General features: G+C 66.5%; 29 protein-coding genes. 10 read left to right on the forward strand and 19 right to left on the reverse strand.

The genetic code is table 11. The features are described 5' to 3' along the window. The first annotated feature begins 140 nt into the window (after positions 1-140). Both ACQPYR_RS14050 and ACQPYR_RS14055 read left to right on the forward strand, forming a co-directional pair. A complete protein-coding gene (locus ACQPYR_RS14050; RefSeq protein ID WP_433632157.1) occupies positions 141-1340 on the forward strand; it encodes an acyl-CoA dehydrogenase family protein in 1200 nt (399 codons plus the stop codon). A 153-nt stretch (positions 1341-1493) separates the two neighbouring features. After that, the gene (locus tag ACQPYR_RS14055; RefSeq protein ID WP_433632160.1) at positions 1494-1670 is read left to right on the forward strand and encodes a hypothetical protein; all 177 of its coding nucleotides are present in this window, start codon (positions 1494-1496) and stop codon (positions 1668-1670) included. A 31-nt stretch (positions 1671-1701) separates the two neighbouring features. Here the strand turns inward: ACQPYR_RS14055 and ACQPYR_RS14060 are convergent, their stop codons facing one another. Then, positions 1702-2073, reverse strand: a complete 372-nt coding sequence (locus ACQPYR_RS14060; protein ID WP_387285542.1) for a DoxX family protein — start codon at positions 2071-2073, stop codon at positions 1702-1704. Positions 2074-2183: 110 nt separating this feature from the next. On the opposite strand from ACQPYR_RS14060, the gene ACQPYR_RS14065 reads away from it, so the two are divergent. Beyond that, complete coding sequence (locus tag ACQPYR_RS14065; protein ID WP_433632163.1) at positions 2184-2843, forward strand: TetR/AcrR family transcriptional regulator; 660 nt, start codon at positions 2184-2186, stop codon at positions 2841-2843. Here the strand turns inward: ACQPYR_RS14065 and ACQPYR_RS14070 are convergent. The 7 genes from ACQPYR_RS14070 to ACQPYR_RS14100 form a co-directional block, all read right to left on the reverse strand. Continuing rightward, a complete protein-coding gene (locus ACQPYR_RS14070; protein WP_433632166.1) occupies positions 2840-3679 on the reverse strand; it encodes a DUF5753 domain-containing protein in 840 nt (279 codons plus the stop codon). The two genes, ACQPYR_RS14065 and ACQPYR_RS14070, sit on opposite strands and share 4 nt — an antisense overlap. Next, the gene (locus ACQPYR_RS14075) at positions 3676-4215 is read right to left on the reverse strand and encodes a DUF6879 family protein (protein WP_433632169.1); all 540 of its coding nucleotides are present in this window, start codon (positions 4213-4215) and stop codon (positions 3676-3678) included. The genes ACQPYR_RS14070 and ACQPYR_RS14075 overlap by 4 nt, the downstream gene beginning before the upstream one ends. Beyond that, positions 4199-4576 (reverse strand): hypothetical protein, encoded by a 378-nt coding sequence (locus ACQPYR_RS14080; protein WP_433632172.1) that lies wholly within the window; start codon positions 4574-4576, stop codon positions 4199-4201. The genes ACQPYR_RS14075 and ACQPYR_RS14080 overlap by 17 nt, the downstream gene beginning before the upstream one ends. Before the next feature lie 632 nt (positions 4577-5208). Further along, the gene (locus tag ACQPYR_RS14085) at positions 5209-6861 is read right to left on the reverse strand and encodes a thiolase C-terminal domain-containing protein (protein ID WP_433632175.1); all 1653 of its coding nucleotides are present in this window, start codon (positions 6859-6861) and stop codon (positions 5209-5211) included. Between the two features lie 20 nt (positions 6862-6881). After that, positions 6882-8027: a thiolase family protein gene (locus tag ACQPYR_RS14090; RefSeq protein ID WP_433632178.1), complete on the reverse strand. Its 1146-nt coding sequence runs from the start codon at positions 8025-8027 to the stop codon at positions 6882-6884. A gap of 10 nt (positions 8028-8037) precedes the next feature. Continuing rightward, positions 8038-9234 carry a CaiB/BaiF CoA transferase family protein gene (locus ACQPYR_RS14095; RefSeq protein ID WP_433632180.1) on the reverse strand — a complete coding sequence of 399 codons (1197 nt, stop codon included), beginning with the start codon at positions 9232-9234 and terminating at the stop codon, positions 8038-8040. After that, on the reverse strand, positions 9234-9998 hold the full coding sequence (locus ACQPYR_RS14100; protein WP_433632183.1) for a crotonase/enoyl-CoA hydratase family protein: 765 nt from the start codon (positions 9996-9998) through the stop codon (positions 9234-9236). The genes ACQPYR_RS14095 and ACQPYR_RS14100 overlap by 1 nt, the downstream gene beginning before the upstream one ends. A gap of 163 nt (positions 9999-10161) precedes the next feature. Between ACQPYR_RS14100 and ACQPYR_RS14105 the strand changes: the two genes are divergently transcribed. From ACQPYR_RS14105 to ACQPYR_RS14120, 4 genes are read left to right on the forward strand one after another with little or no spacing between them, the layout of a single operon-like run. Beyond that, positions 10162-11310 (forward strand): acyl-CoA dehydrogenase family protein, encoded by a 1149-nt coding sequence (locus tag ACQPYR_RS14105; RefSeq protein ID WP_433632186.1) that lies wholly within the window; start codon positions 10162-10164, stop codon positions 11308-11310. Between the two features lie 10 nt (positions 11311-11320). Next, positions 11321-12088 (forward strand): SDR family NAD(P)-dependent oxidoreductase, encoded by a 768-nt coding sequence (locus tag ACQPYR_RS14110; protein ID WP_433632189.1) that lies wholly within the window; start codon positions 11321-11323, stop codon positions 12086-12088. A gap of 33 nt (positions 12089-12121) precedes the next feature. After that, positions 12122-13339 carry an acyl-CoA dehydrogenase family protein gene (locus ACQPYR_RS14115; RefSeq protein ID WP_433632191.1) on the forward strand — a complete coding sequence of 406 codons (1218 nt, stop codon included), beginning with the start codon at positions 12122-12124 and terminating at the stop codon, positions 13337-13339. Continuing rightward, positions 13336-14316 carry an NADPH:quinone oxidoreductase family protein gene (locus tag ACQPYR_RS14120; protein ID WP_433632193.1) on the forward strand — a complete coding sequence of 327 codons (981 nt, stop codon included), beginning with the start codon at positions 13336-13338 and terminating at the stop codon, positions 14314-14316. Before ACQPYR_RS14115 ends, ACQPYR_RS14120 begins: the two co-directional genes overlap by 4 nt. Before the next feature lie 51 nt (positions 14317-14367). Here the strand turns inward: ACQPYR_RS14120 and ACQPYR_RS14125 are convergent, their stop codons facing one another. Genes ACQPYR_RS14125 through ACQPYR_RS14145 form a run of 5 tightly spaced genes read right to left on the reverse strand, consistent with a single transcriptional unit; the run spans position 14368 to position 18114 of the window. Further along, positions 14368-15201: an SDR family NAD(P)-dependent oxidoreductase gene (locus tag ACQPYR_RS14125; RefSeq protein ID WP_433632196.1), complete on the reverse strand. Its 834-nt coding sequence runs from the start codon at positions 15199-15201 to the stop codon at positions 14368-14370. A gap of 22 nt (positions 15202-15223) precedes the next feature. Continuing rightward, positions 15224-16447 carry a cytochrome P450 gene (locus tag ACQPYR_RS14130; RefSeq protein WP_433632199.1) on the reverse strand — a complete coding sequence of 408 codons (1224 nt, stop codon included), beginning with the start codon at positions 16445-16447 and terminating at the stop codon, positions 15224-15226. A 21-nt stretch (positions 16448-16468) separates the two neighbouring features. Then, positions 16469-16663: a ferredoxin gene (locus tag ACQPYR_RS14135; RefSeq protein WP_433632202.1), complete on the reverse strand. Its 195-nt coding sequence runs from the start codon at positions 16661-16663 to the stop codon at positions 16469-16471. A gap of 16 nt (positions 16664-16679) precedes the next feature. Next, positions 16680-17867: an NAD(P)/FAD-dependent oxidoreductase gene (locus tag ACQPYR_RS14140; RefSeq protein ID WP_433632204.1), complete on the reverse strand. Its 1188-nt coding sequence runs from the start codon at positions 17865-17867 to the stop codon at positions 16680-16682. Between the two features lie 34 nt (positions 17868-17901). Beyond that, positions 17902-18114 (reverse strand): hypothetical protein, encoded by a 213-nt coding sequence (locus ACQPYR_RS14145; RefSeq protein WP_433632206.1) that lies wholly within the window; start codon positions 18112-18114, stop codon positions 17902-17904. Between the two features lie 167 nt (positions 18115-18281). Between ACQPYR_RS14145 and ACQPYR_RS14150 the strand changes: the two genes are divergently transcribed. Both ACQPYR_RS14150 and ACQPYR_RS14155 read left to right on the forward strand, forming a co-directional pair. Beyond that, positions 18282-19457, forward strand: a complete 1176-nt coding sequence (locus ACQPYR_RS14150) for a histidine kinase (RefSeq protein WP_433632209.1) — start codon at positions 18282-18284, stop codon at positions 19455-19457. After that, positions 19445-20089: a LuxR C-terminal-related transcriptional regulator gene (locus tag ACQPYR_RS14155; protein ID WP_040701288.1), complete on the forward strand. Its 645-nt coding sequence runs from the start codon at positions 19445-19447 to the stop codon at positions 20087-20089. Before ACQPYR_RS14150 ends, ACQPYR_RS14155 begins: the two co-directional genes overlap by 13 nt. A 70-nt stretch (positions 20090-20159) precedes the next feature. Here ACQPYR_RS14155 and ACQPYR_RS14160 read toward each other — a convergent pair whose 3' ends face one another. Genes ACQPYR_RS14160 through ACQPYR_RS14180 form a run of 5 tightly spaced genes read right to left on the reverse strand, consistent with a single transcriptional unit; the run spans position 20160 to position 23304 of the window. After that, entirely contained in the window at positions 20160-20348 is a 189-nt protein-coding gene (locus ACQPYR_RS14160; protein WP_433632212.1) for a ferredoxin, read from the reverse strand. Beyond that, entirely contained in the window at positions 20345-21082 is a 738-nt protein-coding gene (locus ACQPYR_RS14165; RefSeq protein WP_433632215.1) for an NAD(P)-binding domain-containing protein, read from the reverse strand. The genes ACQPYR_RS14160 and ACQPYR_RS14165 overlap by 4 nt, the downstream gene beginning before the upstream one ends. Then, entirely contained in the window at positions 21079-21891 is an 813-nt protein-coding gene (locus ACQPYR_RS14170) for a mycofactocin-coupled SDR family oxidoreductase (RefSeq protein WP_364479182.1), read from the reverse strand. Before ACQPYR_RS14170 ends, ACQPYR_RS14165 begins: the two co-directional genes overlap by 4 nt. Before the next feature lie 58 nt (positions 21892-21949). Continuing rightward, positions 21950-22159: a hypothetical protein gene (locus ACQPYR_RS14175; protein ID WP_433632218.1), complete on the reverse strand. Its 210-nt coding sequence runs from the start codon at positions 22157-22159 to the stop codon at positions 21950-21952. Continuing rightward, entirely contained in the window at positions 22156-23304 is a 1149-nt protein-coding gene (locus ACQPYR_RS14180; protein ID WP_433632221.1) for an amidohydrolase family protein, read from the reverse strand. The genes ACQPYR_RS14175 and ACQPYR_RS14180 overlap by 4 nt, the downstream gene beginning before the upstream one ends. Before the next feature lie 359 nt (positions 23305-23663). Here ACQPYR_RS14180 and ACQPYR_RS14185 point away from each other — a divergent pair, with 359 nt between their 5' ends. Then, the gene (locus ACQPYR_RS14185; RefSeq protein ID WP_433632223.1) at positions 23664-24527 is read left to right on the forward strand and encodes a mycofactocin-coupled SDR family oxidoreductase; all 864 of its coding nucleotides are present in this window, start codon (positions 23664-23666) and stop codon (positions 24525-24527) included. 40 nt (positions 24528-24567) lie between these two features. Here ACQPYR_RS14185 and ACQPYR_RS14190 read toward each other — a convergent pair whose 3' ends face one another. Then, complete coding sequence (locus tag ACQPYR_RS14190) at positions 24568-25728, reverse strand: acyl-CoA dehydrogenase family protein (protein ID WP_433632226.1); 1161 nt, start codon at positions 25726-25728, stop codon at positions 24568-24570. Between the last annotated feature and the right edge of the window lie 113 nt (positions 25729-25841).

Genomic DNA, 25841 nt, shown 5'->3' on the forward strand with positions numbered 1-25841 from the left:
TCTCATTTAAGAAGGAGTATACTCTTTTGAGTGTTCGATCAAGATGTATAGCGGAGAATGGCGCGAATCCTGGGTTGAGCAGTGGGTTAGAGTGGCCCCATCGCGAGGTCGTGGTGCCCGACGATGAGGAGTAGATAGCGATGCAGCTGGAGTCGACGCCGGAACTCGAAGCGTTCCGGAAGAAGGTGCGGGCATTCGTCGCCGAGCACGCGCCGGGAATCAAGACCCACACCGGTGTGCGCGCACCCGAGCCCGAACTCATGCCCGCGATCCGCGAGTGGACCGCGAAGCTGTTCGACGCGGGCTTCCTCGGCATCAACTGGCCCGCCGAATACGGTGGACGGCCCGACGCGCATCCGCTCGAACCGTTCATCGTCGTCGAAGAGATCACCCGTGCCCGCACCTGGCAGCCCATCGGTGCGGCCGCGCTCGCCTCGGCCGCGGTGATCGACTTCGGCACCGACGAGCAGCGGGCGCGCTTCCTGCCCCGCATCCGCACCTGCGAAGACGTGTGGTGCCAGCTGTTCAGTGAGCCGGGTGCGGGCAGTGATCTGGCGGCATTGCAGACACGGGCGCGGCTCGAGGGCGAAGGCGATGACGCGGTATTCGTCATCGACGGCCAGAAGGTCTGGACCACCAACGGACAGCACGCCGATATGGGATATCTGCTCGCGCGCACCGACCGCGATGCGCCGAAACACAAGGGCATCACGGCATTTGCGCTCGATATGCGCAGTCCGGGCGTCGATATCCGGCCGCTGCGCGAGATCACCGGGACCACCGACTTCAACGAGGTATTCCTCGACGGTGTCCGGATTCCGGTGGCGAATGTGATCGGTCGGGTGGACGACGGCTGGCGGGTGGCGATGAGCAGCCTCGGACACGAGCGCTCCGGCGTGGCCGCGCGCGGGGTGGAGTTGTTCGCCGCGCTCGACGATCTGTTGCGGCTGGCCGGTGCGACATCGGTCGGCGGCAGGCCCGCACTGGAGGATTCCGCCACGCGGCAGGCGATCGGTGAGCTCGCCACGCGGGTGTACGTCAACGCGGCAATGGTCGGCCTCGCCCAGTCCCGGATGCTGCACCACACCGAGCAGCCCGCCGACGCACCGATCGGGAAGATCTTCTTCAGCGAACTCAATTACGACCTGGTCGAATTCGGGATGCGGCTGCAGGGCACGGACGGGCTGCTGACCGAGGCCGACCAGGATGCGGTGGCGGCGGGCTGGTGGCAGGACGCGCACCTGTATTCGCGCGCCTACACGATCGCCGGTGGCGCGAACGAGATCCTGCGGACTCAGGTCGCGGAGCGGGGGCTGGGGCTACCCCGGGAATCCCTGTGACAACCGGCGAGATCCGGACGCTGATTTCGGAGATCGAGCGCGGCGCCGCCGAGCAAGGGGGAGTGCCGGTGGTTTTCGCCGGGGCTGAGCAGACGGTTTCGACGACGCTCGGGTACCGGATGAGCGCTACGGCGAGCGCGTCTGTGCCGTGTCGTGCTGCGCGCGGACTGCGCGCTGGATCTCGACGAAATCGGAAAGCACTTCGCCCGAACCGGTTCGACGCGGCAGAAGACGCCCGAGCGGCTCGTCATCGTCGACCAACTGCCCCGAACGGCGGCGGGCAAGGTGCAGAAGTTCGTGCTGCGCGAGCGGATGCGCGGCCAGCGGTAGCCGCGCATTCGCCCGCGATCGGCTGGTGCTGTCAGAACGAGTAGGGGCCGAACCGGCCCCACGCGATCACGGCGGCAAGTACGAACAGCACCACGCTGGGCGCGATTTCGCCCCATTCGCTGCGGCGCGCGTGCGTCAGGGCGGCGCCGATCATGATTATCGCGACGCCGACCGCGGCGATCGGGGTGAGTACCGGGACGATTCCGGTGAGCGCGGGCAGCACGAGGCCGAGTCCGCCCACCACCTCGACCGCGCCGATCGCCTTCACCTGCTGGTCGGTGAAGCTCTCCACCCAGGACATTTTGGCGGCGAGTTTTTCGCGCGGCTGGGCGAGTTTCGTGGCCCCGGCGGCCACCAAGACCACGGCCAACAGGCCCTGGAGGATCCAGAGGAAGACGTTCATCGAGAACTCCTAGTCAATCGCTCGACCAGAGGGGCGGTGAGCGGGCAAACACGAACAGAATCGAAAACGGACTTTACCCCGCTTTCATTCCCGGCGGTAACTTGGAACTCGTGGAACCGACCGCGCTACACCTCGGCCTGCCGCGCAACGAACGCGGCGATGCCGCACGTAATCGACGACATCTGCTGGATGTGGCGCGCCAGTTGGTCGACGAACTCGGCGTCGAAAAAGTCACCATGGACGGACTGGCCGAACGTGCCAGCCTCGGCAAGGGCACGGTGTTCCGCCGATTCCGGACCAGGGCGGGAATCTTCCATGCCCTGATGGACGAGGACGAGAAGGCCTTCCAGCAGTCGGTACTGTCGGGTCCGCCACCACTGGGCCCTGGTGCCGACCCGATCCAGCGATTGATCGCCTACGGCCGAGCTCGCCTGGACTTCCTGTTCGACCACATCGCGATCGCCCGCGCAGCCCTGGATGCCACTCAGCCGATCCCCGTCGGGGCGGCCACCATCTCCCAATTCCACATCGGGATGCTGTTGAACCAGGCACACGTCGATTTTCCGGACACCGACATCCTGGCCATCCAACTGACCGCAGCCCTGGAAGCCCCCGTCTTGCTCTACCTGCACACCGCGACCGCGGCGGATACCGCCGACGCGCGCCGGCAATTGGCCGACGGCTGGCAGCGGCTGGTCGAACGAATCGTCACCCGCAAGATCGCGCGCCGCGAACCGATGAAGGCGTACGAGGACCAGGCGAAGCCCTAGCCTCGACGCTGCTCCAGCGCGGCGCTGATCAGCGTGCGGGCGTGTTCGCCGTAGGCGGCTTGTGCGGCAAGGATCGCGAACGCTTTTTCATAGGTTTTCAGCTCCCGCGGTTGCGTGATGGTCAACTCCGCAGTAGCGGTCTCGACCTGCACCATGCGCTGGTCGTACATGAGAAAACTCGTTGTCGGACAACGAAAATCAGCGGTCAATGGAACGATGCCGACCGACAGTTCAGGGTTGCCCATGACGGTCAGCAGATGCTGGAGCTGACCGGCCATGACTGCGGTGTCGCCAACGGTCCGGTAGAGGCATTGTTCGCTGAGCAGAAATGCGAACCGCTGTGCACTGTTGCCTGGGGCGAGCACGTGTTGCCGAGCCATGCGTGTCGAAACTGCGCTGTCGAGATCGTCGGGTATTTCGCTGAAGTCGATGCAGACCGACAGCACGGCGCGCGCGTAGGACTCGGTCTGGAGTAGACCGGGAACGATCTCGTTCTCCCATCCTCGCACCAGCCGCGTGGCTTCCTCGATCTCCAGGGATTGTTGCTGTCGGCGCGTGAGGCCGCTGGCGGCGATTCGCTGCCATTCCAGATAGGCGGCCCGAACGTTGCGGACACTGGCTATCAAATCCGGGATATGCAGAACCGCGCCGGTGAGTTCACACCACGCGCGGATGTCGTCCTCGGACGGGATTTGGTGACCGCGCTCGATGCGGCTGACCTTCGCCGGATGCCAAGCGGCGAGCCCGGCGAGCTGCTGGCCGTTCAGCCGCGCAGCTCGCCGGAGTTCGCGCAGACGTGCGCCGAGATCACGCTTGGCCTCGTTTACCGCGGTCACCGCTGTGATACGAACTCGCTGCGAACATACTCTGCGTGCGGGATGGCTTTGGGCCACAGTCGATCTCGGACTGTGCGGCACCGTTCGACCAGCACCTCGTCTTGGGTGACGGCGGTTCCGGCAAATCTGCCGTTCGGCTCGAAGATCGTGAATCCGAGCAGATCGTCATCCCACAGCCACCAGTCATCGAGCGTGTACTCGTCAGGTGATACGAGATGCCTTGGCAGCCAGCGGATATCCTCGCCGGCCGCGACGTTCGAGTCGGATACCGCACACAGCCATCGCGTGTAGTCGCTGTTCGGTACGGTGACGATCCGAACACGCTGCACCGCGATGCCACGGCCGGTGGTCTGGGACATGAGGTCGTCCCAGTCCGAATACCATTCGCTGTCCGGTTCGGGTTCACCGGCCAACCATCGCCGTAGGGGCTCGGCTTCCTCGGGTGTGTTGTACACATCCTGGGTCTCCAGATGGAACGCCCGCGTTCGCGCTTCCCGGAACAACTGGTTGAACTCGTCGTCATGCAGGTACTGCATCTGGCCTCTGTTCCTCACCGATATCGACGATCACCGCAGTCTCATGAGCGGGTATGCGCAACTGCTCCAATGCTTCTGAGTCGGTCAATGGCTCACCCGTGAGCAGGAACGTGCCATGGCCGGTGTCGTGCAGACGAGCACCCAAGCACGTATCCGGTTCGAGGAATCCGAGGAGCGGGTGCGGGATCTCGATTTGTCTGGGCTCGTCGGTGCGCCATCCCTGCACGACGTATCGCCGTTCCTCGTCGCTGCTGTACAGCTTCGGCGAACCGTCCTGCTTGGTGTTGGTGCCGAGGTGTCGAAGTTGCATGAAGACCATCCCCCTTGCGATGAAAATTGCGATTGCGGTGTCGATTTTCACGTACTTCTTGGTGCTATGTCGAGCCTTTCGCAATTTGCCGCAAGAATATTGTAGCTGCGAATGGTGTGACTCTAACGTCCGAGGTGGCGCTCGGGATGGGTGCCAACCGTCCCCGTCCCGAGTTGCCTCACCATCAACGACGGAGGGCAAGAGATGGCGCTCACGGAGCCACAGGTCAAAGTGCTTGTCGCGCTCGCGATTGTGGATCCCGCACAGGTGCTCACGGTCCGCGAACTGTGCGGGCACGCGGACCGCAAGGAGTCGGCCACGCGTGCCGCAGTCCAGCGACTCGCCAATGCTGGTCTCGCGCAGGCTTCCCGGAGCGCACCAGTCGGCTGGCGAATCACTGCTCGGGGGCGTTCACTCCTACAAGCGCCGCCCTATCGCGGATACGCACCGAGAAACGATGGCCGGGATGCAAACGGAGCTCACCCATGAGACCGACACCGACAGCCATCGGGATTACTACTTCGCCCGAAAACACTTATGCGCGTTGGGCGATCCCATCGCCGTCGTTACGTGTGGACGGCATGTGAACCCTGCACCGAGACGCCGCGAGGACCGACGCGGCGGCGTAATCGAATGAGACCGCTGATGGCCAGCACGGAGCTTCGGCATGGTGTCGGTTACTGCTACGCCCTCTTCAGCAGCATCGCTCCGGAGGGCACACCCCCGCCTGCGGTAACCACCGCAACTCGCGCGTCTTCGACCTGACGCCCATGGGCATCCCCGCGCAATTGCAGCATTGCCTCGCGGACGAAGCCGTAGCCGTGGAGACGGCCGGCCGAAAGTTGTCCGCCGTGGGGGTTGAGGGGGAGGCGGCCGTCGAGGGCGATGGTTTTGCCGCCTGCGATGAAATCTGTTGCCTCGCCGGGGCCGCAGAAGCCGAGACCTTCGATCCAGGACAGGGCGTTGAAGGTGAAGCCGTCGTAGAGGAGGGCGACGTCTACGTCGGCGGGGGTGAGGTCGGTGCGGGTCCAGAGGTGGGCCGACGGGCCGCGGGACTGCGGTGTGTGCGTCAGGGTGTCCTGGTCCCAGCTGAGCCGTTCCAGGATCGCGGTGCCGACGGCCTCGACGAATACCGGTGGGTGCGGGCGGTCGTCGGCGGTCTCGATCGCCGAGACCACGACCGCGATGGCGCCGTCGCACGGCACATCACAGTCGTAGAGCCCGAAGGGGGTGGTGACCATGCGGGCGTTGAAGTAGTCGTCGATGGTCAGCGGGTCGCGGTAGAGGGCTTCCGGATTGCGGACCGCGCCCGCGCGTGCGGTGACCGCGATAGCACCGAGCGCTTCGCGCCCGACACCGTAGCGGTACAGGTAGTGCGAGGCGTTGCAGCCGATCCACTGCGCGGCCGACATGGCACCGAACGGAGCCCGGAACTCCATCATTCCGGTTGCGCGGCCACCGTCGGGATGCCACTGCCCGGACCGCAGCAGCGCGCTGTGCGACGCCTCCCAAACCGTGCGGAAGCAAAGCACATGCCGACACAGCCCGGCCGCGACCGCGAGCATGGCGGCGGTAATCGAGCCGATCTGCCCCGGCACCTCGCGCGCACCGTTGACCCAGGTCGGAGTCAACTGCAGCGCCTCGGTGAGTGCCGTGATGCCGCCTTCACTCAAACCGCCGGGGACCGTTCCCGGATAGGTGGACAGCCCGTCGATCTCGTTCAGGTCGAGTCCGGCGTCGGCCACCGCGGCCAGGCAGGCGTCGACGGTCAGCGAGATCGGGTCGACCATGAGCCGTCGGCCCACTTGCGACTGCCCGACGCCGGTGAGCGCGACCTTGTCCTCGTACTTGTGTGGGGAAGCCATGGGCCGCAGCGCATTTCGGACTTCGCGCGGCTCGGGTAACGGCCCGGTCCCCTCGGTCTCCGGGTCCGGCTCGAACAGGGGAAGGTACAGATCATCGACCTGTTCGAAACGCACCCGCACCCGCATCCCGATGTGCACGTCGTCGGGCTCGCACCCGACGATATTGGTGGTCAGTCGCGCCCGATCGTCCTCGGCGAGCGCGACCACCGCTACGACGTACGGCGGCGGGAACTTCGGCAACCACGCCTGATGGTTCACGCTCAACCCGACGACCACCGCCTTACCGGAAGTCGGCGCGAGCGACACCGCCCGCCCGCGGCACGACGGACACACCGGCATCGGCGGATGGAAGAACCGCCCGCAGCCGGCGCAATGCGAAATCCTGAGCACGCCGTCGGCACCGGATCGCCAGAACTCGGCGCTCGCGAGTGTCGGTTGCGGAAGCGGGCGATCCGGGGCGGACGACGTCATGATGTGGGATTCCTCGAATTTCAGTGCAGCAGTTCGATAATGGTCGCGTTGGCGGTGCCGCCGCCCTCGCACATGGTCTGCAATCCGTACTGCAGATTCTCGCGCCGCAGCTGTGCCAGCAGTCGCGTCATCAGAATGGCACCCGAACCGCCGAGCGGGTGGCCGACACCGATCGCACCGCCGAGCGGATTGAGCTTTTCGGCATCGGCACCGGTTTCGGCCAGCCAGGCCAGCGGCACCGGCGCGAACGCCTCGTTGACCTCGAACGCACCGATATCGCCGATGGACAGTCCGGCCTTGCGCAGCACCTTCTCCGTCGCCGGGATCGGCCCGGTCAGCATCAGGATCGGGTCCGCCCCGCTCACCGCCCCGGAGTGATAGCGCGCGATCGGCGTGAGACCGAGTTCGCGTGCCCGTTCCGTGGTCGTGATGAGCAGTGCGGCCGCGCCATCGGCGATCTGGGAGGAATTGCCCGCGTGGATCGCGCCGTCGGGCTTGAACGACGGCTTCAGCCCCGCCAGCTTTTCTGCCGTGGTGCCGCGGCGCAGTCCCTCGTCCACGGTGAACTTGGTCCCGTCGACCTCGATCGGCACGATGTGGTCGTCGAAGACGCCTTCGTCTATCGCCGCGGCCGCCTTGGCGTGCGAGCTCGCCGCGAACTCGTCGAGCTGGGTGCGGGTGAAGCCCCACCGTTCCACCATCAACTCGGCGCCGATGCCCTGGTTGAAGTCGAAGTTGTCGTAGCGGGCCAGCACGGCGGGACCGTAGGGCTGCCCCGTGGTCCGGTGCGACCCGAGTGGAACGCGAGTCATCGTTTCCACACCACCGGCGACCACGAGGTCGTATTGCCCGGCCATGACCGCGTGCGCCGCGGAGTCGATGGCCTGCTGGCTGGAGCCGCAGGCCCGGTTGATCGTCACGCCGGGCACATGTTCCGGCCAGCCGGCCGCGAGTACGGCGAATCGGCCGATATTGCTCGACTGGTCGCCGATCTGGGTGACACAGCCCCACATCACGTCGTCCACGATGGCGGGATCGATCCCGTTGCGCTCCACCAGCGCATTGAGCACCTTCGCGGACAGATCGGCCGCGTGTACCGGCCCGAGCGTGCCGTTGCGCTTCCCGATCGGGGTGCGGACCGCATCGACGATGACGGCGTCTCTCATATGGACCTCCTTAGTCCTGCGGGTCGGCACGGTGGCGACCCGGTCTGGTGTTGGTTGCCTCTCGGCTCGACTGCCTGGCGGCACCGCTGTGGACGAGTTCGTCGCCGCTGCCGATGCCCCAATCCTGGAATACCGCACGGGTATCGGCGCCGATGGCCGGTGCGGTCGCGCCGGGTCGCGCCGGGGTGGCCGAAAACCGCGGTGCCGCAGCGGGTTGGACCACACCGTCTCGGGTGATCACACTGCCGCGTGCGGCCAGGTGCGGATGGGCTGCCGCCTCGGTGAGGCCGAGGACGGGGGCGACGCAGGCGTCGGTCCCCTCGAACAGCTGAGCCCATTCGTCGCGGGTGCGCTGGGCGAATCGTTCGGCCAAGATATTTCGCAGCTTCGGCCAGGTTGCCCGATCGTGCTGTTGTTCCGGGTCGACGTCGACGTCGAGCAGTTCGATCAGCTGCCGGTAGAACTTCGCCTCCAGCGCCCCGACCGCCATGTGCCGACCGTCTTTGGTCTCGTAGACGGAATAGAACGGCCAGCCGCCGTCCAATTGATTGACCCCGCGCTCGTCGGTCCACGCGCCACGCGCGAGTTTGGCGAAGGTGCTCGCGAGCAGATGCGCGGTGCCGTCCACGATGGCCGCGTCGACGACCTGGCCGCGGCCGGTCCGCTCGACGGCATACAGCGCGGCAAGCACTCCGATCACCAGATAGCAACCGCCGCCTCCGAAATCGCCGACCAGATTGAGTGGGATCTGCGGTGGCCCGCCCGCGGACCCGATCGCACCCAGCGCCCCCGTAAGGGCGATATAACCGATATCGTGCCCGGCCGCGGCGGCCAGCGGGCCTTCCTGACCCCAACCGGTCATCCGGCCGTAGACCAGCCGGGGGTTGCGAGCCAGGCATTCGTGCGGCCCGATACCGAGACGCTCGGTGACGCCGGGACGAAATCCTTCGATCAATACGTCGGCACGCTCGATCAGGTCGAGCAGTGCGGCCGGACCCGACGGGTGCTTGAGATCGAGCACCACCGATCGCTTCCCGCGATCGGTCACATTGGCCGGGCCGCTCGCGTCCGGCTCATCGGCGCGTTCCGGTCGATCCACTCGGACGACCTCGGCACCGAGATCGGCGAGGAACATCCCGGCGAAGGGACCGGGGCCGATGCCGCCGAGCTCGACCACCCGGCAGCCCGCCAGCGGTCCGCCGGACATCAGCGACCTTTCCAGATCGGTGCCCTCTTTTCCGCAAAGGCGGTGGCACCTTCGACGGCGTCGGCGGAGGAGAACACCGGCTGTGCGATGTCGACCTGCTTGGCCCAGCCCTCCTCCAGGGTCCAGTCGGAGCTGGAACGGGCGATCTCTTTGGTCGCCGCGATCGCCAAAGGTCCGTTCGCCGTAATCGTTTCGGCGAGCGCCAAGGCACCCTCGAGCGCGCCGCCCTCCTCTGTGAGCCGATTGACCAGGCCGATCTCGGCCGCCCGCTCGGCGCCGATCGGATCACCGGTCAGCAGCAACTCCAATGCGATCGCGTACGGCACCCGCCGCGGCAGCAGCAGCGCGGCGCCGCCACGCGCGACCAGCGACCGCTTCACCTCGGGCACACCGACGCGCGCGGTGCGGGCCGCGACCACGAGATCGCAGGCCAGCAGCAGTTCGAAGCCGCCGGCGACGGCCCAGCCCTCGACCGCGGCGATCAGCGGTTTGCGCGGTGGCGTCATCGTGATTCCGCACAGGCCACGGCCTTCGATCGCGGGGCTCTCACCGCGCAGCCACGCCTTCAAATCCATTCCGGACGAGAACGTCCCGCCTGCGCCGGTGAGCACGCCCGCCCATAACTCGTCCGACTGGTCGAGCTCGTCGACCGCGGCGGCCACCCCGGCCGCGACGCCGGCATTGAGCGCGTTCTTCGCCGTCGGGCGATTGATCGTTATGACCTGGACCGCGCCGCGGCGCTCCACAAGCACTTCGTCCGACACATCTTCTCCTTCGCACTGGCCGTCGATCGGCGCCGCTCTCGGGCCGCTCGATTCAGAACAGTATACTTAATTTGGCTAATTTTACGAATGAATGCGTATACTGAATTCGGCGCGGCGGCCCTTGGCGGCCATCGCGACGCGCTTGCCACGAGGAGGTAACCGGATGCGCCGGACGCTGTTCACCCAGGATCATGAGGACTTCCGCCTCCTGGTCCGCGACTACCTCGCCCGCGAGGTGGTCCCGGAGTACGAGCAGTGGCGCGAGGCGGGCCTCGTTCCCCGCGAGCTGTTCACCTCGCTGGGCAAGCTCGGCATCATCGGCACCGCCATCGCGGAGGAATACGGCGGCGGGGGTCAGGACGACTACCGCTACAACGTGGTGCTCCAGGAGGAGTGCGCACGGGCGGGCGTGACGCTCGGTGGCCTGCGCACCCACCTCGACATCGTCGTTCCGTACTTCCTCGGCCTGGCCGACGACGCCCAGCGGTCCCGCTGGTTCCCGGGCCTTGCCTCGGGTGAGCTCTACACCGCGATCGCGATGAGCGAACCGGGTACGGGCTCGGATCTGGCGGGCGTCGCGACCAAGGCGGTTCGCGACGGCGACCACTACGTGCTCAACGGAGCCAAGACCTTCATCACCGGTGGCTACCACGCCGACCTGGTCATCGTCGTCGCGCGGACCAGCACCGATCCGGACAATCGCCGCGCGGGCCTTTCCCTGCTGGTAGTGGAGAAGGGGATGCCGGGCTTCACCGTCGGACGCAAACTCGACAAGCTCGGTCTCACCGTGCAGGACACCGTCGAGCTGTCCTTCGCCGATGTGCGCGTCCCCGTCGCCAATCTGCTCGGCGCCGAAGGCGAGGCGTTCTCCTACCTCGGCCGCAATCTGGCACAGGAGCGGCTGGCCATCTCGGTCGGCGCGGTCGCGCAGGCCAGGGCCGCGCTCGAGATGACTATCACCTACGTCCGTGACCGGACCGTATTCGGTAAACCGGTCGCGCACTTCCAGAACACCAAATTCGAACTCGCGGCCATCGCCGCCGAGGTCGAGGCCGCCCAGACCATGCTCGACGCGGCCATCACAGCATTGGTCGCCGGCGACCTGAGTCCCGTCGACGCGGCCAAGACCAAGCTGTTCTGCACCGAGATGCAGGGCCGTGTGGTCGACCGCTGCCTGCAACTGCACGGCGGCTACGGCTACATCCTCGAATCCCCGATCGCCCGGCTCTACGCCGACGCGCGGGTGAGCCGCATCTACGGCGGCACCAGCGAGGTCATGAAGACCATCATCAGTAAATCCCTTGGCTTATAAGGAGTTTGGTATGTACATCGACGGTTCCTCGGCGCTGGTCACCGGTGGCGCCTCCGGGCTCGGCCTGGCCACCGCGCGTCGGATCATCGACCGCGGCGGCCGCGTCGTCCTCGCCGACATCTCCGAGGAGCAGGGCGCCAAGGCCGTCGCCGAACTCGGCGACGCGGCACAGTTCGTGCGCGCGGATGTGACCGACGAGGCCGAGATCTCCGCCGCCCTCGATGCCGCCGAAAAGAGCGGTCCGCTGCGTTTCGTCGTGCACTGCGCGGGCCGCGGCGGCGACCGGGTCCGGATCATCGACCGCGATCGCAACCCCGGTGACCTGGCGACCTTCGCCGAGGTCGTGCGGATCAATCTGATCGGCACCTACAACGTGCTGCGCCTGGCCGCCGCCCGCATGGCGGCGAACGAGATCGTCGACGGCGACCGCGGTGCCATCGTCCTCACCGCATCGGTCGCCGCATTCGACGGCCAGATCGGACAGACCTCCTACACCGCCTCCAAGGCGGGCGTGCACGGTATCACCTTGGTCGGAGCCCGGGATCTGGCCAGCTGGCAGATTCGGGTGAACACCATCGCGCCGGGCATCATGGACACCCCCATGCTCGCCCGGCTGCGCGATGACATCCGCGAAGGTCTGGCCGCCACGGTGCCGCATCCCAAGCGCCTCGGTGACGGTGACGACTACGCCCGTCTCGCCGTCGAGATGCTGGAGAACCCCTACCTCAACGGCCAGACCATCCGGCTCGACGGCGCCATCCGCATGGCACCGCGCTGACCGCCGCATCGATCGCAACCATGGAGGAGCCAGGTGACTCTCACGTTCACCGAGGAACAGGTCGAGACCGATGAGCAGTTCCGGGCGCGGCTGCGGGCATTCCTGACCGACCATCATCCCGGCCGTCGGCCCAAGGATCCGGCCGAGCGGCTGGCCTGGCAGAAGGCTTGGCTGGCAACGCTTTTCGACGCCGGATACGCCGGTCCGAGCTGGCCGCGGGAATACGGCGGGATGGGCCTGAGCTTCGGCCGCCAGGTGATCTACCAGGAGGAGTACGCGCGGGCCCGGGTCCCGGGTCCGCTGGGGACCGGGCTCGGCATCGCCGCACCGACGATCATCAAATACGGCACGGCCGAGCAGAAGCAGCGCTTCCTGGCTCCGATGTTGCGCGGCGACATGGTTTGGGCGCAGGGCTATTCCGAGCCGGGCGCCGGATCGGATCTGCCCGCGCTGCGCACCTCGGCGCGGCTCGAGGGCGGTGGTCCCGATGATCCCGACGCGGAATATGTGGTCAACGGGCAGAAGGTGTGGAACAGCGCGGCCGATATCGCCGACATCATCTTCACCCTGGTCCGCACCGGCCCGCCGGGATCGCGGCAGGAGGGAATCAGCTATCTGCTGATCGATGCGCACGCGCCCGGGGTGAGCGTGCGGCCGCTGCGCGACCTGACCGGCGACGCGCATTTCTGCGAGATCTTCTTCAGCGATGTGCGGGTGCCGGTCGCCAATCGGATCGGCACGGAAAGCGGCGGGTGGCCGCTGGTGCGCACCAGCCTGGGGCATGAGCGCGCGGCCGGGGCGATGAACCAGGCCGCGATGTACCGTCGCGTACTCGACGAGCTGATCGAGCTGGCGCACGAGCGTGGGGCGACCGCGGATCCACTGGTGCGTGATCGATTGGCGGACTTCGACATCCGGGTATCGATCATGCGGTTGACCGGGATGCGCACAATCGCCGACATCATGGCCAAGGGGGAGCCTGGGCCCGCATCGTCCACATCGCGGCTGTTCATCGTGACCTTCGAACAGGACCTGCACGAATTCGCCGTCGATATGCTCGGCGCCTACGGTGTGCTCGGCCGCCGCGATCCGCACGCCGTGCAGCGCGGACGCTGGGTGTGGGGCTTCCTGCGCACCCGGGCCTCGACGATCGGTGCGGGAACCGCGGAGATCCAACGCAATACGATCGCCGAACAGGTGCTCGGCTTGCCGCGCGATCCGGCGATGCCATCTGTCGGGAGGACCCGATGAGGGCGGCGCGCTGCACCGAATACGGTGCGCCAGGCGGACTCTCGGTCGTCGAGCTCGACGATCCTCAGCCCGGTCCCGGCGAAGTGTTGATCCGGGTGCATGCCGCTGCGGTCAACTACCCGGATGTACTGCTCATCGCGAACAAATATCAGGTATCCCTACCGCTGCCCTTCACCCCCGGAAGTGAATTCGCCGGTGTTGTAACAGCTTTGGGTCCAGGCGTGTCCGGCCCGCCGGTGGGTTCGTCGGTGGCCGGAGCGGTGATGGGCGGTGCGTTCGCAGAACAGGTCGTGGCGCCCGCCGCGGGTTTGCGCCCGATTCCGGACGGTCTCGATATGGTCCATGCCGCCGCGTTCCACGTCACCTACGCCACCGCCTACCACTCGCTGGTCACCATCGGCGAGGCAAAAGCGGGGGAGTGGGCGGTCGTGCTCGGTGCCGCGGGCGGAGTCGGCACGGCCACCGTCGATGTCGGCACCCGGCTGGGGTTGCATATGGTCGCGGCCGCGTCGAGCGAGGATCGGCTCGTGGTCGCGCGCAAGCTCGGTGCCGAGGCCGGAATCGATTATGTCCGTGCGGATCTGAAGAAGCGGTTGCGCGAAGTGACCGGCGGCGAAGGTGTCCACCTGGTGATCGACCCGGTCGGCGGTGACTACTCGGAGGCCGCCCTGCGCGGACTGCGGCGCGGTGGCCGGTTCGTCACGGTCGGTTACGCCGACGGGAAGATTCCCAGCATTCCGCTGAATCTCGTACTGCTCAAAGAAGCGACCGTGCGGGGCTTCGAGATCCGGATGTTGCGCCAGTACGCCAAAGAAGCTGTGGCAGTGGGTGATCGCGCGCTCGCCGCGATGGTTCGCGACGGGATGCGCCCGCTCGTATCCCAGGTCCATTCGCTCGCCGATATCGCTACCGCGTTGACCGATGTGGCCGAACGCCGCACCACCGGAAAGATCGTGCTCGATTTAACCGCGGGCTGAACCGCATCGCACAGGGGTGGCACCACTGGTGCCACCCCTGTGCGAAGCGGGTCACGCCGTGAGGGCGTTGGCGCGGGATTCCACGATATCGGCGAGGGCATTCATCGCCTGGCCCGCGACGATGCCGCCGTCGACCGGCAATATCGTGCCGGTGATGTAGCCGGATCGGTCACCGGCCAAGAACACGGTCGCCTCGGCGATATCGGTCGCCGAGCCCTCGCGCCGCAGCGGTCGGATGGTCTTGATGACCTCGCGCAGTTGCTGCGTCATATCTTCGCCGTCGGTGAGATGGGCGAGGGTGCTGCGCATGATCGGGGTCGGAATCGCGCCCGGCGCAATGCAATTGACCCGAATGCCGTGGGCTGCGAGGTCGATGGCGGCACATTTGGTGAAGTGGATGACACCGGCCTTCGCCGCGCGATAGGTCGCCTCGCCGGCGCCCGCCTGGATGCCGCCGATGGAAGTCGTGTTGATGATCGAGCCGCCGCCGTTGGCGGCCATATACCGGGCCGCGTGCTGGGTGCCGAGCATGACGCCGAGCAGATCGACGGCCATCACCCGCTGGAAGTCGTCGAGCGGATCGTCGAGGAAGTGGGGGTACATCACGGTCGGAATACCCGCGTTGTTCAACATGATGTCCAGTCCGCCGAACTGCGCCACCGTGTAGGCGATCAGCTCTTCGATCTGCGCGGAATCCGCGACATCGGTCTGCTTGAACAGCACCTCGGGCCCGTACTCGGCGGCGACGGCGGCACCCTGTTCGGAGTTGATATCCGCGATGACGACGCGAGCGCCCTCTTCGACGAATTTGTCGACGGTCGTGCGCCCGATTCCCGATGCGCCGCCGGTGACGATGGCAACCTTGCCCATCAGTTCCTTTGTCATGGTGATCAATACCTTTCGTGTGCTACCAGGTGACCGGTAGAGCATGGACGCCGTGGGCGAAGTGGTCTTCTTTGAATTCGATGTCATCGAAGGTGGTGGCCAGCCGGAGGGTGGGAATGCGGCGGTAGAGCGTGCCGTAGACGACCTGCAGTTCCACCCGGGCCAACTGCTGACCGACGCACTGATGGATGCCGAACCCGAAGGCGTGATGTTGGCGCGCCTGTCGGTGCAGATCGAGCGATTCGGGTTCGGGGAAGACATCCGGATCCCAATTGGCAACGGGCAGCGGCACAACGATGCCGTCGCCCGCGCTGATGACCTCTCCGCCGACCTCGATATCTTCCACCGCGATTCGGCGTAGTCCGTGCTGGGCGATGGACAGATAGCGCAGCATCTCCTCGACGCCGCCCGCGATGACCTTCGGATCGTCGCTGTCGCGAAATACCGCGAGCTGCTCCGGATTCCGCAACAGCGCGAGGGTGCCGAGGGCGATCATATTCGCGCTGGTGTCGTGTCCGGCGATGAGCAATACGACGCCCATCTGCGCGGCCTCGTGCACGGTGACCTCCCCGGCCGCGACCCGCTCGGCGAGTTCGGAGATCCAGCCCTCGCCAGGAGAATCCATGCGTGCGGTGACGAGCGCGGCGAGGTAATCCAGAATTTCGGTGGACGAGCGAGCGTTCTCTTCCGGCGTGGCATTCCGGTCGACGGCGACGCCCGCGTGCCGGTGGAAGAACTCCTTGTCTTCATAAGGGACGCCGAGCAATTCGCAGATCATCAGCGACGGCAGGGGCAGCGCCAGCGCGGTGACCAGGTCGGTCGGGTTCGGGCCCGCCAACATATCGTCGATCAGGTCATCGGTGATCTGCTGGATCGCCGGCCGCAGCGCCTCGACTCGCTTGACGGTGAAGGGAAATGTCATCAGCCTGCGGAACCGGCTGTGTTCCGGTGCATCCGAGTTGAAGATGGTCAGCGGGCGACGGTCGACGGTTTCGGCCATGCCCAGGTTCTGATGGGGGAATCCTGGACGACGTTCGTCGGCGCTGAACCGCGGGTCGGACAGGACCACCCGCTGTTCGGCGTGGCCGGTGACGAACCAGTGTGTGCTCCCGTCCCAGATCCGCACGCGGGACAGCGGTTTCGCGGCCTGCAGTTCGCGCTGCCGCTGCGGCGGCCCGAACGGGCAGCCCGCGGTGCGTGCCATCGGGAATTCGGGCAGGTCCGCGGAAATTATGGACTCGGACATGGGTTTTCCTCTCGCGGACGGTTATTCCTGGATGGTGATGACCAGCGCCGGGCAGACCGCGGTGGCCTCCCGGACGTCGGCGGCCAGTTCCGCGGGCGGGTTCGCGTCGAGCAGGATGACGATGCCGTCCTCGTCGCGCTGGTCGAAGACATCGGGGGCGACGGCGACGCACTGCCCGCAGGCGACGCACTTGTCTTCGTCGATGGTGACCTTCATGGGATGCTCCTCGCTGTCAGTGCCGGCTGGTCGCGACCGACCGGGCGTCGATGATTTCCTGCCCGCGCAGGCGGGTCTGTTTGGGCATGTTCCAGCCGACGACGCCGGTGACCCGGCCGTCGAGGGTGTAGCGGGCGACGAATCTGCGCGCTTCGGTGGAACCGTCCACGATCTCCACGGCCGCTCCGGTCGGGAGGGTGCCGTGGACCTGGATCTTGGTGTCGAACTGATCTGTCCAGAAGTAGGGGACCGGGGTGTAGCGCTGTTCGGCGCCGAGCAGATTGGCGGCGACCGCGGCGGCCTGTTCGGTGGCGTTGGTGCGGTTTTCCATCCGGACCAGGCCGCCCGCGTGGTCGTCGTGCCAGCGGGCGACGTCGCCTGCGGCGTAAATGCCTTGGGCCGCACGGCAATAGGAGTCGCACACCACGCCGTTGTCCAGCGTCAGTCCGCTGTCGGCCAGCCAATCGGTCGCCGGGACCGCGCCGACCGCGACCACCACGACATCGGCGGGCAGTTCCGCACCGGTGTCCAGCCGCACGCCACCGACGCGGCCGCCGTCGTCGATGAACTCACCGACTCCGGTGCCGAGCCGCAACCGCACCCCGCGTTCGGTGTGCAGGTCGCCGAGCAGCGGTGCGATCACCGGGCCGAGCTGTCCGGCCATGGGGGCCAACAGTGGACCGACCACGGTCACGTCCAGACCCATAGTCCTTGCGGTGGCGGCGATTTCGGAGCCCAGCACGCCTTCGCCGACGACCACGAGCCGAGTGGCGCGCAGCAGGTCCGCACGCAGGGCGACGGCGTCTTCGAGGGTGCGCAGCACGTGCACGCCGGCCAGGGCGTCCGCGCCGGGCAGGGTGCGGGCGCGCACCCCGGTGGCGATCACGACGGCGTCGGCCTGTACGGACAGTCCGGATTCGGCGTGCACGATGTGGTTCACCGGGTCGAGTGCCACCGCGGTCTCGCCGAGGACCAGGTCCATCGGCATCGCGGCCAGATGCGTGGTGGGGCGCAGTTGCGCCTTCTCGGCTTCCCAGGCGCCGGCCAGGATCTGCTTCGACAGCGGCGGCCGGTCGTAGGGGAGTTCGGGTTCGGCGCCGAGGACGGTGATACTGCCCTGATATCCGTTGCGCAGCAAGGCTTCCGCCGTGGACAGTCCGGCCGCCGAGGCGCCGACTACCAGTACGCTCTCGGGTACATACATGGCTGACTCCCTTTCGTAGTTCTCGTGGTTCGGCTCAGACGAGCTGCAGGCGCCTGCGCAGCAGGGCAGCGCCCGCACCCAGCGAGACCAGACCCATGCCGACGCAGGTGACTGTCTGCTGGACACCCTCGAGGCCGAGGCCCTCGGCCACCGGTTCGAAGCCGGCCGCCAGCGCGATGGCGAGGTTGAACAAGAACAGGAACCAGAGGGTGGGCTTCGCGGAGAGCAGCGTCTGTACGGACTTCATGGCGATTCCTTCGAGATCGGAGCCGGTTAACGTCTGGCGTAAACGATTCCGTCTGCCGCTCGTCGCAACGAGGGAGCGCGGTCCCGAAGTAGGGGTGTACCTGGCTACACCCGTCGGCGGTACCGCGCTACACCGTCAGCGCGGACCGCGTCGCATAGCCTGGTCACATGCGGAAAACGGTGCGACAGGCGGCGCGGGCAACCGTGCAGCTGGCCAACGCCGCGGCGCTGGCCTTCGGCTCGTACCTGTTCATCTCGATGCTGTTGCTGACGCTGGCCGGTGCGCTGTCACTGATCGGTATCGGGATGGTGCCGGTGACGGTCCAGCTGGTGCGCCAGTTCGCGGGCAGCAAGCGGCGCCAGGTGGCGGTATGGACCGGCCGCCCCGTCCCGGAGGCGTATTCGCCGATCAGCGGCCCGCTACGGCAGAGCCTGCGCGCGGTCGTGCGCGACCCGACGACGCTCGCCGACCTGCGCTGGATGCTGGCCTACTACTTCTACGGCGCCCTGGCCTACCTGGCGATACCGCTGTGGCTGATCGGCCTACCCATCGACGGCGTGTGGTGCGGTCTGCTCGGCCGAAAAGCATTGGTACTCCCACTGATCGGTCGACTGGCCGATTTGGACGCCGAATGGTCGCGGTCGTTGCTGCGACCCCCGCCCAAGGCGTGGCTCGCGGCCCGGGTCGACGAGCTGACGCAGACCCGAGCCAGTGCGATCGCCGCGCACGGCGCCGAACTGCGCCGGATCGAACGCGATCTGCACGACGGCACGCAGGCGCGGTTGGTATCGCTGTCCATGCGGATCGGTCTGGCGAAACGCGCGCTGGACCGCGATCCCGCGAACGCGCGCAAGCTGCTCGACGAGGCACAGCAGCTGACCGAGGAAGCGATGACCGAACTGCGCCACATCGTGCGGGTGATCCATCCGCCGATCCTCACCGATCGCGGCCTGGCCGGAGCCATCCTGGCACTCGCGACCGATAGCGGTCTCGACGTCACCGTGGACGTGGACGAGGTGTCGCAGGGGCCGCGCGCTCCGGCGGCGGTGGAGGCCGCGGCATATTTCGTCGTCGCCGAGGCATTGACCAATGTGGCCAAACACAGCGGGTCCGAGCGCGCCGAGGTCCGAATCATCCGGATACACCACGGTTTACGCGTGTCGGTCTGCGACGAGGGTCGGGGCGGAGTCGAGGATATGCTGCGGGGCAACGGTGCTGAGGCGACAGGGTCCGGTGTGCTCGGCATGCAGCGTCGGGTCGCCGCGCTCGACGGAACCTTTTCTGTGACAAGCCCCGTCGGGGGCCCTACCGAAATCGAGGTGGAATTGCCGTGCGCGTGGTGATGGCCGAGGACAATGCCCTGTTACGGGAAGGACTCGTCCTGTTACTGACCTCGGCCGGACACGAGGTCGTGGCCGTGGCGGGCAGCGGACCGGAGATTCTGCCCGCATTGCTCACCCACCGCCCGGATATCGCGGTACTCGATGTCCGGCTGCCACCGGCCTTCCGGGACGAGGGTCTGCGCGCCGCACTGGCCGCGCGCAAGGAATTGCCCGGATTGCCGGTGCTCGTGCTCTCGCAGTACGTCGAGGAGTCCTATGCCGCCGAATTGCTCGGCGGCGGGGCCAGCGGGGTCGGCTATCTGCTCAAGGATCGGGTGGGGCGCGTCGACGAATTCCTGGAGGCACTGGACCGGGTCGCGGCGGGCGGCACCGCACTCGACCCGGAAGTGGTGAGCCAACTGCTCACCCGCCGCCGGAATTCGCCCCTGGACTCGCTGACTCCGCGGGAGCGCGAGGTGCTCGAATTGATGGCGGCCGGACACGACAACGCGACCATCGCCGAGACACTCGTCGTCACCGAACGCGCGGTGAGCAAGCACATCGGCAATGTCTTCCAGAAGCTCGGCCTGCCGACGACAGATAGCGGGCATCGTCGGGTGCTCGCGGTACTCGCGTACCTCAACAACGCCTAGCGGGAGCACGAGCGCCCCGTCCAGAGACCTGCGGCAGGTTCTCGACGGGGCGCCGAGTCTGGCAACGTTGTCACTCGATGGTGATGGCGCGCTCCGGACAGGCCATTTCGCCCTCGCGCGTCGCGTTCTCGAGATCCGCGGGTACCTCACCCGCGAAAGGCAGTGCGTAACCGTCGTCATCGAGTTCGAACAACTCCGGTGCCGCGGCCGCGCACCGGGCGTGTCCGGAACACAGCGAACTGTCGATCGTGATCTTCATCGAACAACTCCGTTCTCGAAAGGAGAGATTTCGCTGAGATCCATCGGCCCGGCATAGGCGATGGCCAGCAGTTCCGAGAGGTCGACGCCCACTTCGGCCGCGACCTCCCGGCAGGCCGCCAGATCCTTGCGCAGGAAAGGACTGACGGTTTCGGCATACTGGTCGGGACTGCCGACGGCGGCGATATGACGCCCCGCATTGCTGCCACCGGCGCTGACCGCGAGGACTTCGAGCAAGGCGCTGTCCTCGATACCCACCGATCGACCCGCCGCGAGACCACGCAATGTCACCTGCGAGATCGTCGCGAACAGCAGATTGTTGAGCAGCTTCACCAGCAACGCCGTACCACGCGCACCCGTCGTGATGACGGGATCGGCATAGGCGCCCACCACCTGACGTGCCGTCGCCACATGGTCGGGGTCGCCGCCGAGGTAGACCACGAGCCGTCCGGCGCGCGCCGAATCCGCTGTCCCACTGAACGGTCCGTCCACGATCGCGGCCTTGCCGGTATGTGCGAACTCGTCGAGGCGACTCAGCGTCGCCGGCGTCCCGGTGGTGTGCGATATGAGAATCGCGTCCGCGCGCATGGCTCCCACGACTTCGGGCAGCACCTCGAGCACCTGGGCATCACTGAACAGACAGCTGACGACGACGTCGGCGTCCGCGATATCACGAACCCGGTCGACGAGTCCGGCTCCCACGAATGTGGCTGCGTCTATTGTTCGCTCGCTCACGGTTTGGTGGTCGACCCCGCGTCGACGGTGAACTGCAGTCCCGTCACGTACCGCGCTTCGTCGGAAGCGAGGAACAGCACGGCATTCGAGATATCCCGCGGCTCGACGTGCGTGTGCAGCGTATTCATCGCGGCCAGCGCGAACAGTGGCTCGCGTTCCTTCAGCTCCTCCATCGGCACGCCCACCGTGATGCCGGTGTCGCTGACGCCGGTGGGATGCACGGTGTTCACCCGGATCCGGTGCTTGGCAAGCTCATTGGACAGCGCCTTCATCAGGCCGACCACACCGTGCTTGCTCGCCACATAATGGGCGTAGGGCACATGGCCCCGGATACCCGCGGCCGAGCTGGTGATGATGATCGATCCGCCCGCATCGGCGGCGATCATGCCGGGCACCGCGGCACGCACGGTGTTCCAGACACCTTTGAGGTTGACGTCCATGGTGACGTCCCACTCCTCCTCGGACAATTCCCACGCGCGACCGGCACTCATCACCCCGGCATTGGCGACAATCGTGTCGAGGTGACCGAATTCGGCCGTCGCCGCGTCGACCGCGGCCCGCATATCGCTGAGCGAGCGCACGTCGGCCTGCAGGGTGACGCACCGGCCGCCGACGGCCTCGACCAGCTTCGCGGTCTCCTCGAGCTGTTCCTTCGTCGCCAGCGGATAGGGCAGCGCCTGGCTGATCTCCTGGCAGACATCGGTGATCACGACGGCGGCCCCCTCTTCCGCCAGCCGCACCGCATGCGAGCGCCCCTGGCCGCGCCCAGCTCCGGTGATGAGTGCGACCTTGCCCTCTACACGCCCCATACCAACCTCAGTTCCTTTGTTGTGCAATGCTTTCCGCGTACCTGACCGATGTGGCCGGTCAGGAGCCGAGTAGATCGGCTGCGGCCTCGCGCAGCGCGCGCAGCCGGGTCTCGAGCAGTTCACGCTCGGCGGCGTCGGCCGCACCGAGTTCGGGCAGCCGCGCCTGCACCTCGCCGATCTCCTCCTGCAGGCGGCCGTAAGCCTCCTCGCGGGTGAGCAGATCCAGTTCCGTCCAGTCGGAGCGCTCCGACTCGGGCTTGCGACTCATGCGGGCAGGTTGTAGAGCCGACGGGTGTTGAGCTCGACCATCGCGTGCACTTCGTCATCCGGTACGTCGGCGAGCACTTCGGCCGCGTAGGCACGGCTCTTGGGCCAGTACGAGTCCGAGTGCGGGTAGTCGCATTCCCAGGTGATGCGCTCGACGCCGATGTGGTGGCGCACCTCGATGCCGAACCGGTCGTCGATGAAGCAGCCGTGGAAATGCTTCTTGAACAGGTCCGAGGGCCGCACTTCCTGATTGATGTTCTGGTAGAAGCGGTGCCGCTCCCACGTTCCGTCCATCCGCTCCAACATGTAGGGCATCCACCCGATGCCGCCTTCGGACAGACCGACCTTCAGCCTGGGGTGCCGGTGGAACACCGGCGAGAACAACAGGTCCGCGGTCGCGAACATGGAGTTGCAGCCGAACAGCGAGATAGTCACCGCGAACGGGGCATCCTCGGAGGTTTTCGGTGGTTTGCCCGAGGTGCCGAAGTGCAGGCATAGCGGCATATCGGTTTCCTCGAGCGCGGAGAACATCGGATCCCAGTAATCGCTGTAGAAGGACGGCAATCCCAATGGCGCCGGATTCTCCGGGAAAGAGATCGCCTTCGAGCCCTTGGCCGCGACGCGGTGGATCTCCGCGACGCACGCCTGCACATCCCACAGCGGCAGAATGCTCAGTGGGATGAGGCGGTCGGCCGGACCGGCCGTGCACCACTCGTCGAGCACGAAGTCGTTCCACGCCTGTACACACAGCAGCGCGAGTGCTTTGTCCTGGCCCTCCAGGAATACCGTGCCCGCGAAGCGCGGGAATGATGGGAAGCACAGCGCGCCCCAGACGCCGTCGAGGTCCATATCGCGCAGCCGGGCCTTCGGGTCGTAGCAGCCCGGGATCATCTCGTCGTAGCGCGTCGGCTCGGTGCCGAATTCCTCGGGGTTCTTGCCCGACACGGCATTCAGGCCGATGTAGGGGTAGATGCGACCCTCATAGGTCCACACCTCCGCCGGTGCGGCGTTGCCCTCTCGAGTCTGCTCCACGATCCGCGGACCGGCCTCCCGGTACTTCGCGGGCAACCGGTCCACCCACAGCCGCGGGGGCTCGATCAGGTGGTCATCGGTCGACAGCAGCTTCATCCATGGCTGCAATGGCATCGTTGTGCTCCCTCGTCCAGATCGCCGCGCGCCGGGGAACCGCCTCCCGCAGGGGGCTTGCTCCGCCCTCGACACACGCAGTGCAGAGCCGCAAGCCAGCTGTGTGCTGGCCCACAAACTCTATATCACTCGGTTTATTGTGTACACCTGATTACTTCTCACTCAGCGGAAACTGTGCCTTAGTCAACTAGTCAGTCAATATTCAGTCTACCCATTTCCGGTGGAACTCACTATGCTCATGGCACCGGCTCGCCGGGATCGTGCGGCCGCGCCGTGTCCACGGCAGCGCCGGAGTAGCGCCGCGCCCATATTCGAGGAGTCCCGCCGCGCCGCGAGAGTCGATGGAAGGAAAACCCACGATGGGTCGAGTACAGGACAAAGTCGTCTTCATTACCGGAGCCGCCCGCGGCCAGGGGCGCGCGCACGCGCTGCGGCTTGCGGAAGAGGGCGCCGACATCATCGCCGTAGATCTGTGCGAGAACATCGCCACCAACGGCTATGCATTGGCGAGTCAGGACGATCTCGACGAAACCGCCCGCCTGGTGGACAAACTCGGGCGACGCATTGTCGCCCGCAAGGCCGATGTGCGCGATCCCGCCGCGCTGAAGGCGGCGGTGGCCGAGGGCGTGGCCGAGTTCGGTCGGCTCGACGGCGTGGTCGCACAAGCCGGCATCGCCCCGCTGGGGCCGCAGGACAGTGCGCTGGCCTTCATCGATGCCATCACCGTCGACTTCAACGGCGTGGTCCATGCCGTCGAGGCCGCCCTGCCGCATCTGCGGGCCGGTGCCTCGATCGTCGCGACCGGATCGCTCGCGGCACTGATTCCCGCGAGCGTCGACAATCCGGCCAACGGTCCCGGGGGTCTCGGTTACTCCTTCGCCAAGCGCACCGTCGCCGCCTTCATCCACGATCTCGCGACCGTGCTGGCATCCCGGCAGATCAGGGCCAATGCGGTACACCCGACGAACGTCAATACCGACATGCTCAACAACGAGCTGATGTACCGCTCGTTCCGGCCCGATCTGGAGAATCCGACGCGCGAGGACGCCTTGGTTTCCTTCCCCGCGACCACCGGCATGGGTAACCCCTACGTCGAGCCGGAGGACATCGCCGACGCCGTGCTCTTTCTGATTTCCGAGGAATCCCGCTGGGTCACCGGCATGCAGATGCGCGTCGACGCGGGTGGTTACGTCAAGAAGCGTCCCCAGTTGCCGACCTTCTGACCGGGTGGGTGGGCAGTGGTCGGCTGCCCACCCGCCGCTTTCAGGCTCGCGCCGAGCGCGCCACATATCGCGCGATCACATTGCGCTGAATCTCGTTGGTGCCCTCGCCGATTTCGAGGATCTTGGCATCGGCATAGAAGCGCGAGATCTTCGACTCGCGCATGTAGCCGTACCCGCCGTGGATCTGCACGCTGGCGCTGGCCACGCGATTGGCCACCTCGGAGGCGTACAACTTGGCCATGGCCGCCGCCTGGCCGAACGGCCTGCCCTGGTCGGCGAGCCATGCGGCGCGGTAGACGAGGGCGCGGGCCGCTTCGACCTCGGTGGCCATATCGGCGAGCTTGTGCTGTACCGCCTGGAACGCGGAGAGTGTCTTGCCGAACTGCTCGCGCTGGGACGCGTGGGTCGCCGCGAGATCGAGCGCCTCTTGGGCCAGTGACAGTGCCAATGCGGCGACGCTGATGCGGCCACCGTCGAGCACATCGAGGAACTGCCGCAGCCCGTTGCCCTCGTCGCCGATCAGGTTCTCGCCCGGGATCCAGCAATCGTCGAAGATCAGTTCCCGCGAATCCATCGCATGCCAGCCGAGCTTCTTCATCGGATGGCCGAGGCTGTAGCCCGGCGTGCCGGTGGGCACGAAAAACGTTCCGTACCTTCTGGTTCCGTCGTCGTCGGTACCGGTCACCGCGAGAATCGTGACACCGAGGCTGATCTCGGTGCCCGCATTGGTGATGAACATTTTGGTGCCGTTGACGAGCCATCCGTCGCCGTCACGCTTTGCAGTGGTCCGGATGCCTGCCGCATCCGAACCCGCGGTCGGTTCCGTCAGTCCGAAGGCGCCGATATGGGTACCGCTCGCGAGCGGCGTCAGCCATTCGGCCTTCTGTTGCGCGGTGCCGAAAGTGGCCAGGGGGAGTGAGGCGATGGTGGAGTGGGCGTTCCAGCAGGCGGCCAGTGACTGATCCGCCGCGCCGATCATCTCCATCGCGGCCACGTAGGAGACGAACCCGGCATCGGTGCCGCCGTACTCCGGTGCGACGAGCAGCCCGGTCAGGTCCAACTCGCCCATTTTCAAAAAGACCTCGGACGGGAATCGTTCCTGCTCCGACCAGGACTCGGCGTGCGGCTCGATCTCCCGTTCGGCGAAGTCACGGCACAGCTTCTGTAGCTCGATCGCCTCGACGGGCAGGTCTAGATCCATAGCGAGTCCGTCCTGTCATCTGGTCGCCAACAGCGACTCTTGTTTTTTCGAACACTCGGTATAATATTGACTGTCGGTGCCGCACGTCAACAGTCGCACCGAGTGCGAGGCCG

Source organism: Nocardia sp. CA-120079 (assembly GCF_050955745.1).
Classification (GTDB): domain Bacteria; phylum Actinomycetota; class Actinomycetes; order Mycobacteriales; family Mycobacteriaceae; genus Nocardia.

Excerpts from the sequence above, each read along its gene's own strand:
- ACQPYR_RS14050 (WP_433632157.1), top strand. The coding sequence starts at position 141 with ATGCAGCTGGAGTCGACGCCGGAACTCGAAGCGTTCCGGAAGAAGGTG.
- ACQPYR_RS14060 (WP_387285542.1), bottom strand. The coding sequence starts at position 2,073 with ATGAACGTCTTCCTCTGGATCCTCCAGGGCCTGTTGGCCGTGGTCTTG.
- ACQPYR_RS14075 (WP_433632169.1), bottom strand. The coding sequence starts at position 4,215 with ATGCAGTACCTGCATGACGACGAGTTCAACCAGTTGTTCCGGGAAGCG.
- ACQPYR_RS14085 (WP_433632175.1), bottom strand. The coding sequence starts at position 6,861 with ATGACGTCGTCCGCCCCGGATCGCCCGCTTCCGCAACCGACACTCGCG.
- ACQPYR_RS14090 (WP_433632178.1), bottom strand. The coding sequence starts at position 8,027 with ATGAGAGACGCCGTCATCGTCGATGCGGTCCGCACCCCGATCGGGAAG.
- ACQPYR_RS14095 (WP_433632180.1), bottom strand. The coding sequence starts at position 9,234 with ATGTCCGGCGGACCGCTGGCGGGCTGCCGGGTGGTCGAGCTCGGCGGC.
- ACQPYR_RS14105 (WP_433632186.1), top strand. The coding sequence starts at position 10,162 with ATGCGCCGGACGCTGTTCACCCAGGATCATGAGGACTTCCGCCTCCTG.
- ACQPYR_RS14110 (WP_433632189.1), top strand. The coding sequence starts at position 11,321 with ATGTACATCGACGGTTCCTCGGCGCTGGTCACCGGTGGCGCCTCCGGG.
- ACQPYR_RS14120 (WP_433632193.1), top strand. The coding sequence starts at position 13,336 with ATGAGGGCGGCGCGCTGCACCGAATACGGTGCGCCAGGCGGACTCTCG.
- ACQPYR_RS14125 (WP_433632196.1), bottom strand. The coding sequence starts at position 15,201 with ATGACAAAGGAACTGATGGGCAAGGTTGCCATCGTCACCGGCGGCGCA.
- ACQPYR_RS14130 (WP_433632199.1), bottom strand. The coding sequence starts at position 16,447 with ATGTCCGAGTCCATAATTTCCGCGGACCTGCCCGAATTCCCGATGGCA.
- ACQPYR_RS14135 (WP_433632202.1), bottom strand. The coding sequence starts at position 16,663 with ATGAAGGTCACCATCGACGAAGACAAGTGCGTCGCCTGCGGGCAGTGC.
- ACQPYR_RS14140 (WP_433632204.1), bottom strand. The coding sequence starts at position 17,867 with ATGTATGTACCCGAGAGCGTACTGGTAGTCGGCGCCTCGGCGGCCGGA.
- ACQPYR_RS14145 (WP_433632206.1), bottom strand. The coding sequence starts at position 18,114 with ATGAAGTCCGTACAGACGCTGCTCTCCGCGAAGCCCACCCTCTGGTTC.
- ACQPYR_RS14150 (WP_433632209.1), top strand. The coding sequence starts at position 18,282 with ATGCGGAAAACGGTGCGACAGGCGGCGCGGGCAACCGTGCAGCTGGCC.
- ACQPYR_RS14160 (WP_433632212.1), bottom strand. The coding sequence starts at position 20,348 with ATGAAGATCACGATCGACAGTTCGCTGTGTTCCGGACACGCCCGGTGC.
- ACQPYR_RS14170 (WP_364479182.1), bottom strand. The coding sequence starts at position 21,891 with ATGGGGCGTGTAGAGGGCAAGGTCGCACTCATCACCGGAGCTGGGCGC.
- ACQPYR_RS14175 (WP_433632218.1), bottom strand. The coding sequence starts at position 22,159 with ATGAGTCGCAAGCCCGAGTCGGAGCGCTCCGACTGGACGGAACTGGAT.
- ACQPYR_RS14180 (WP_433632221.1), bottom strand. The coding sequence starts at position 23,304 with ATGCCATTGCAGCCATGGATGAAGCTGCTGTCGACCGATGACCACCTG.
- ACQPYR_RS14185 (WP_433632223.1), top strand. The coding sequence starts at position 23,664 with ATGGGTCGAGTACAGGACAAAGTCGTCTTCATTACCGGAGCCGCCCGC.
- ACQPYR_RS14190 (WP_433632226.1), bottom strand. The coding sequence starts at position 25,728 with ATGGATCTAGACCTGCCCGTCGAGGCGATCGAGCTACAGAAGCTGTGC.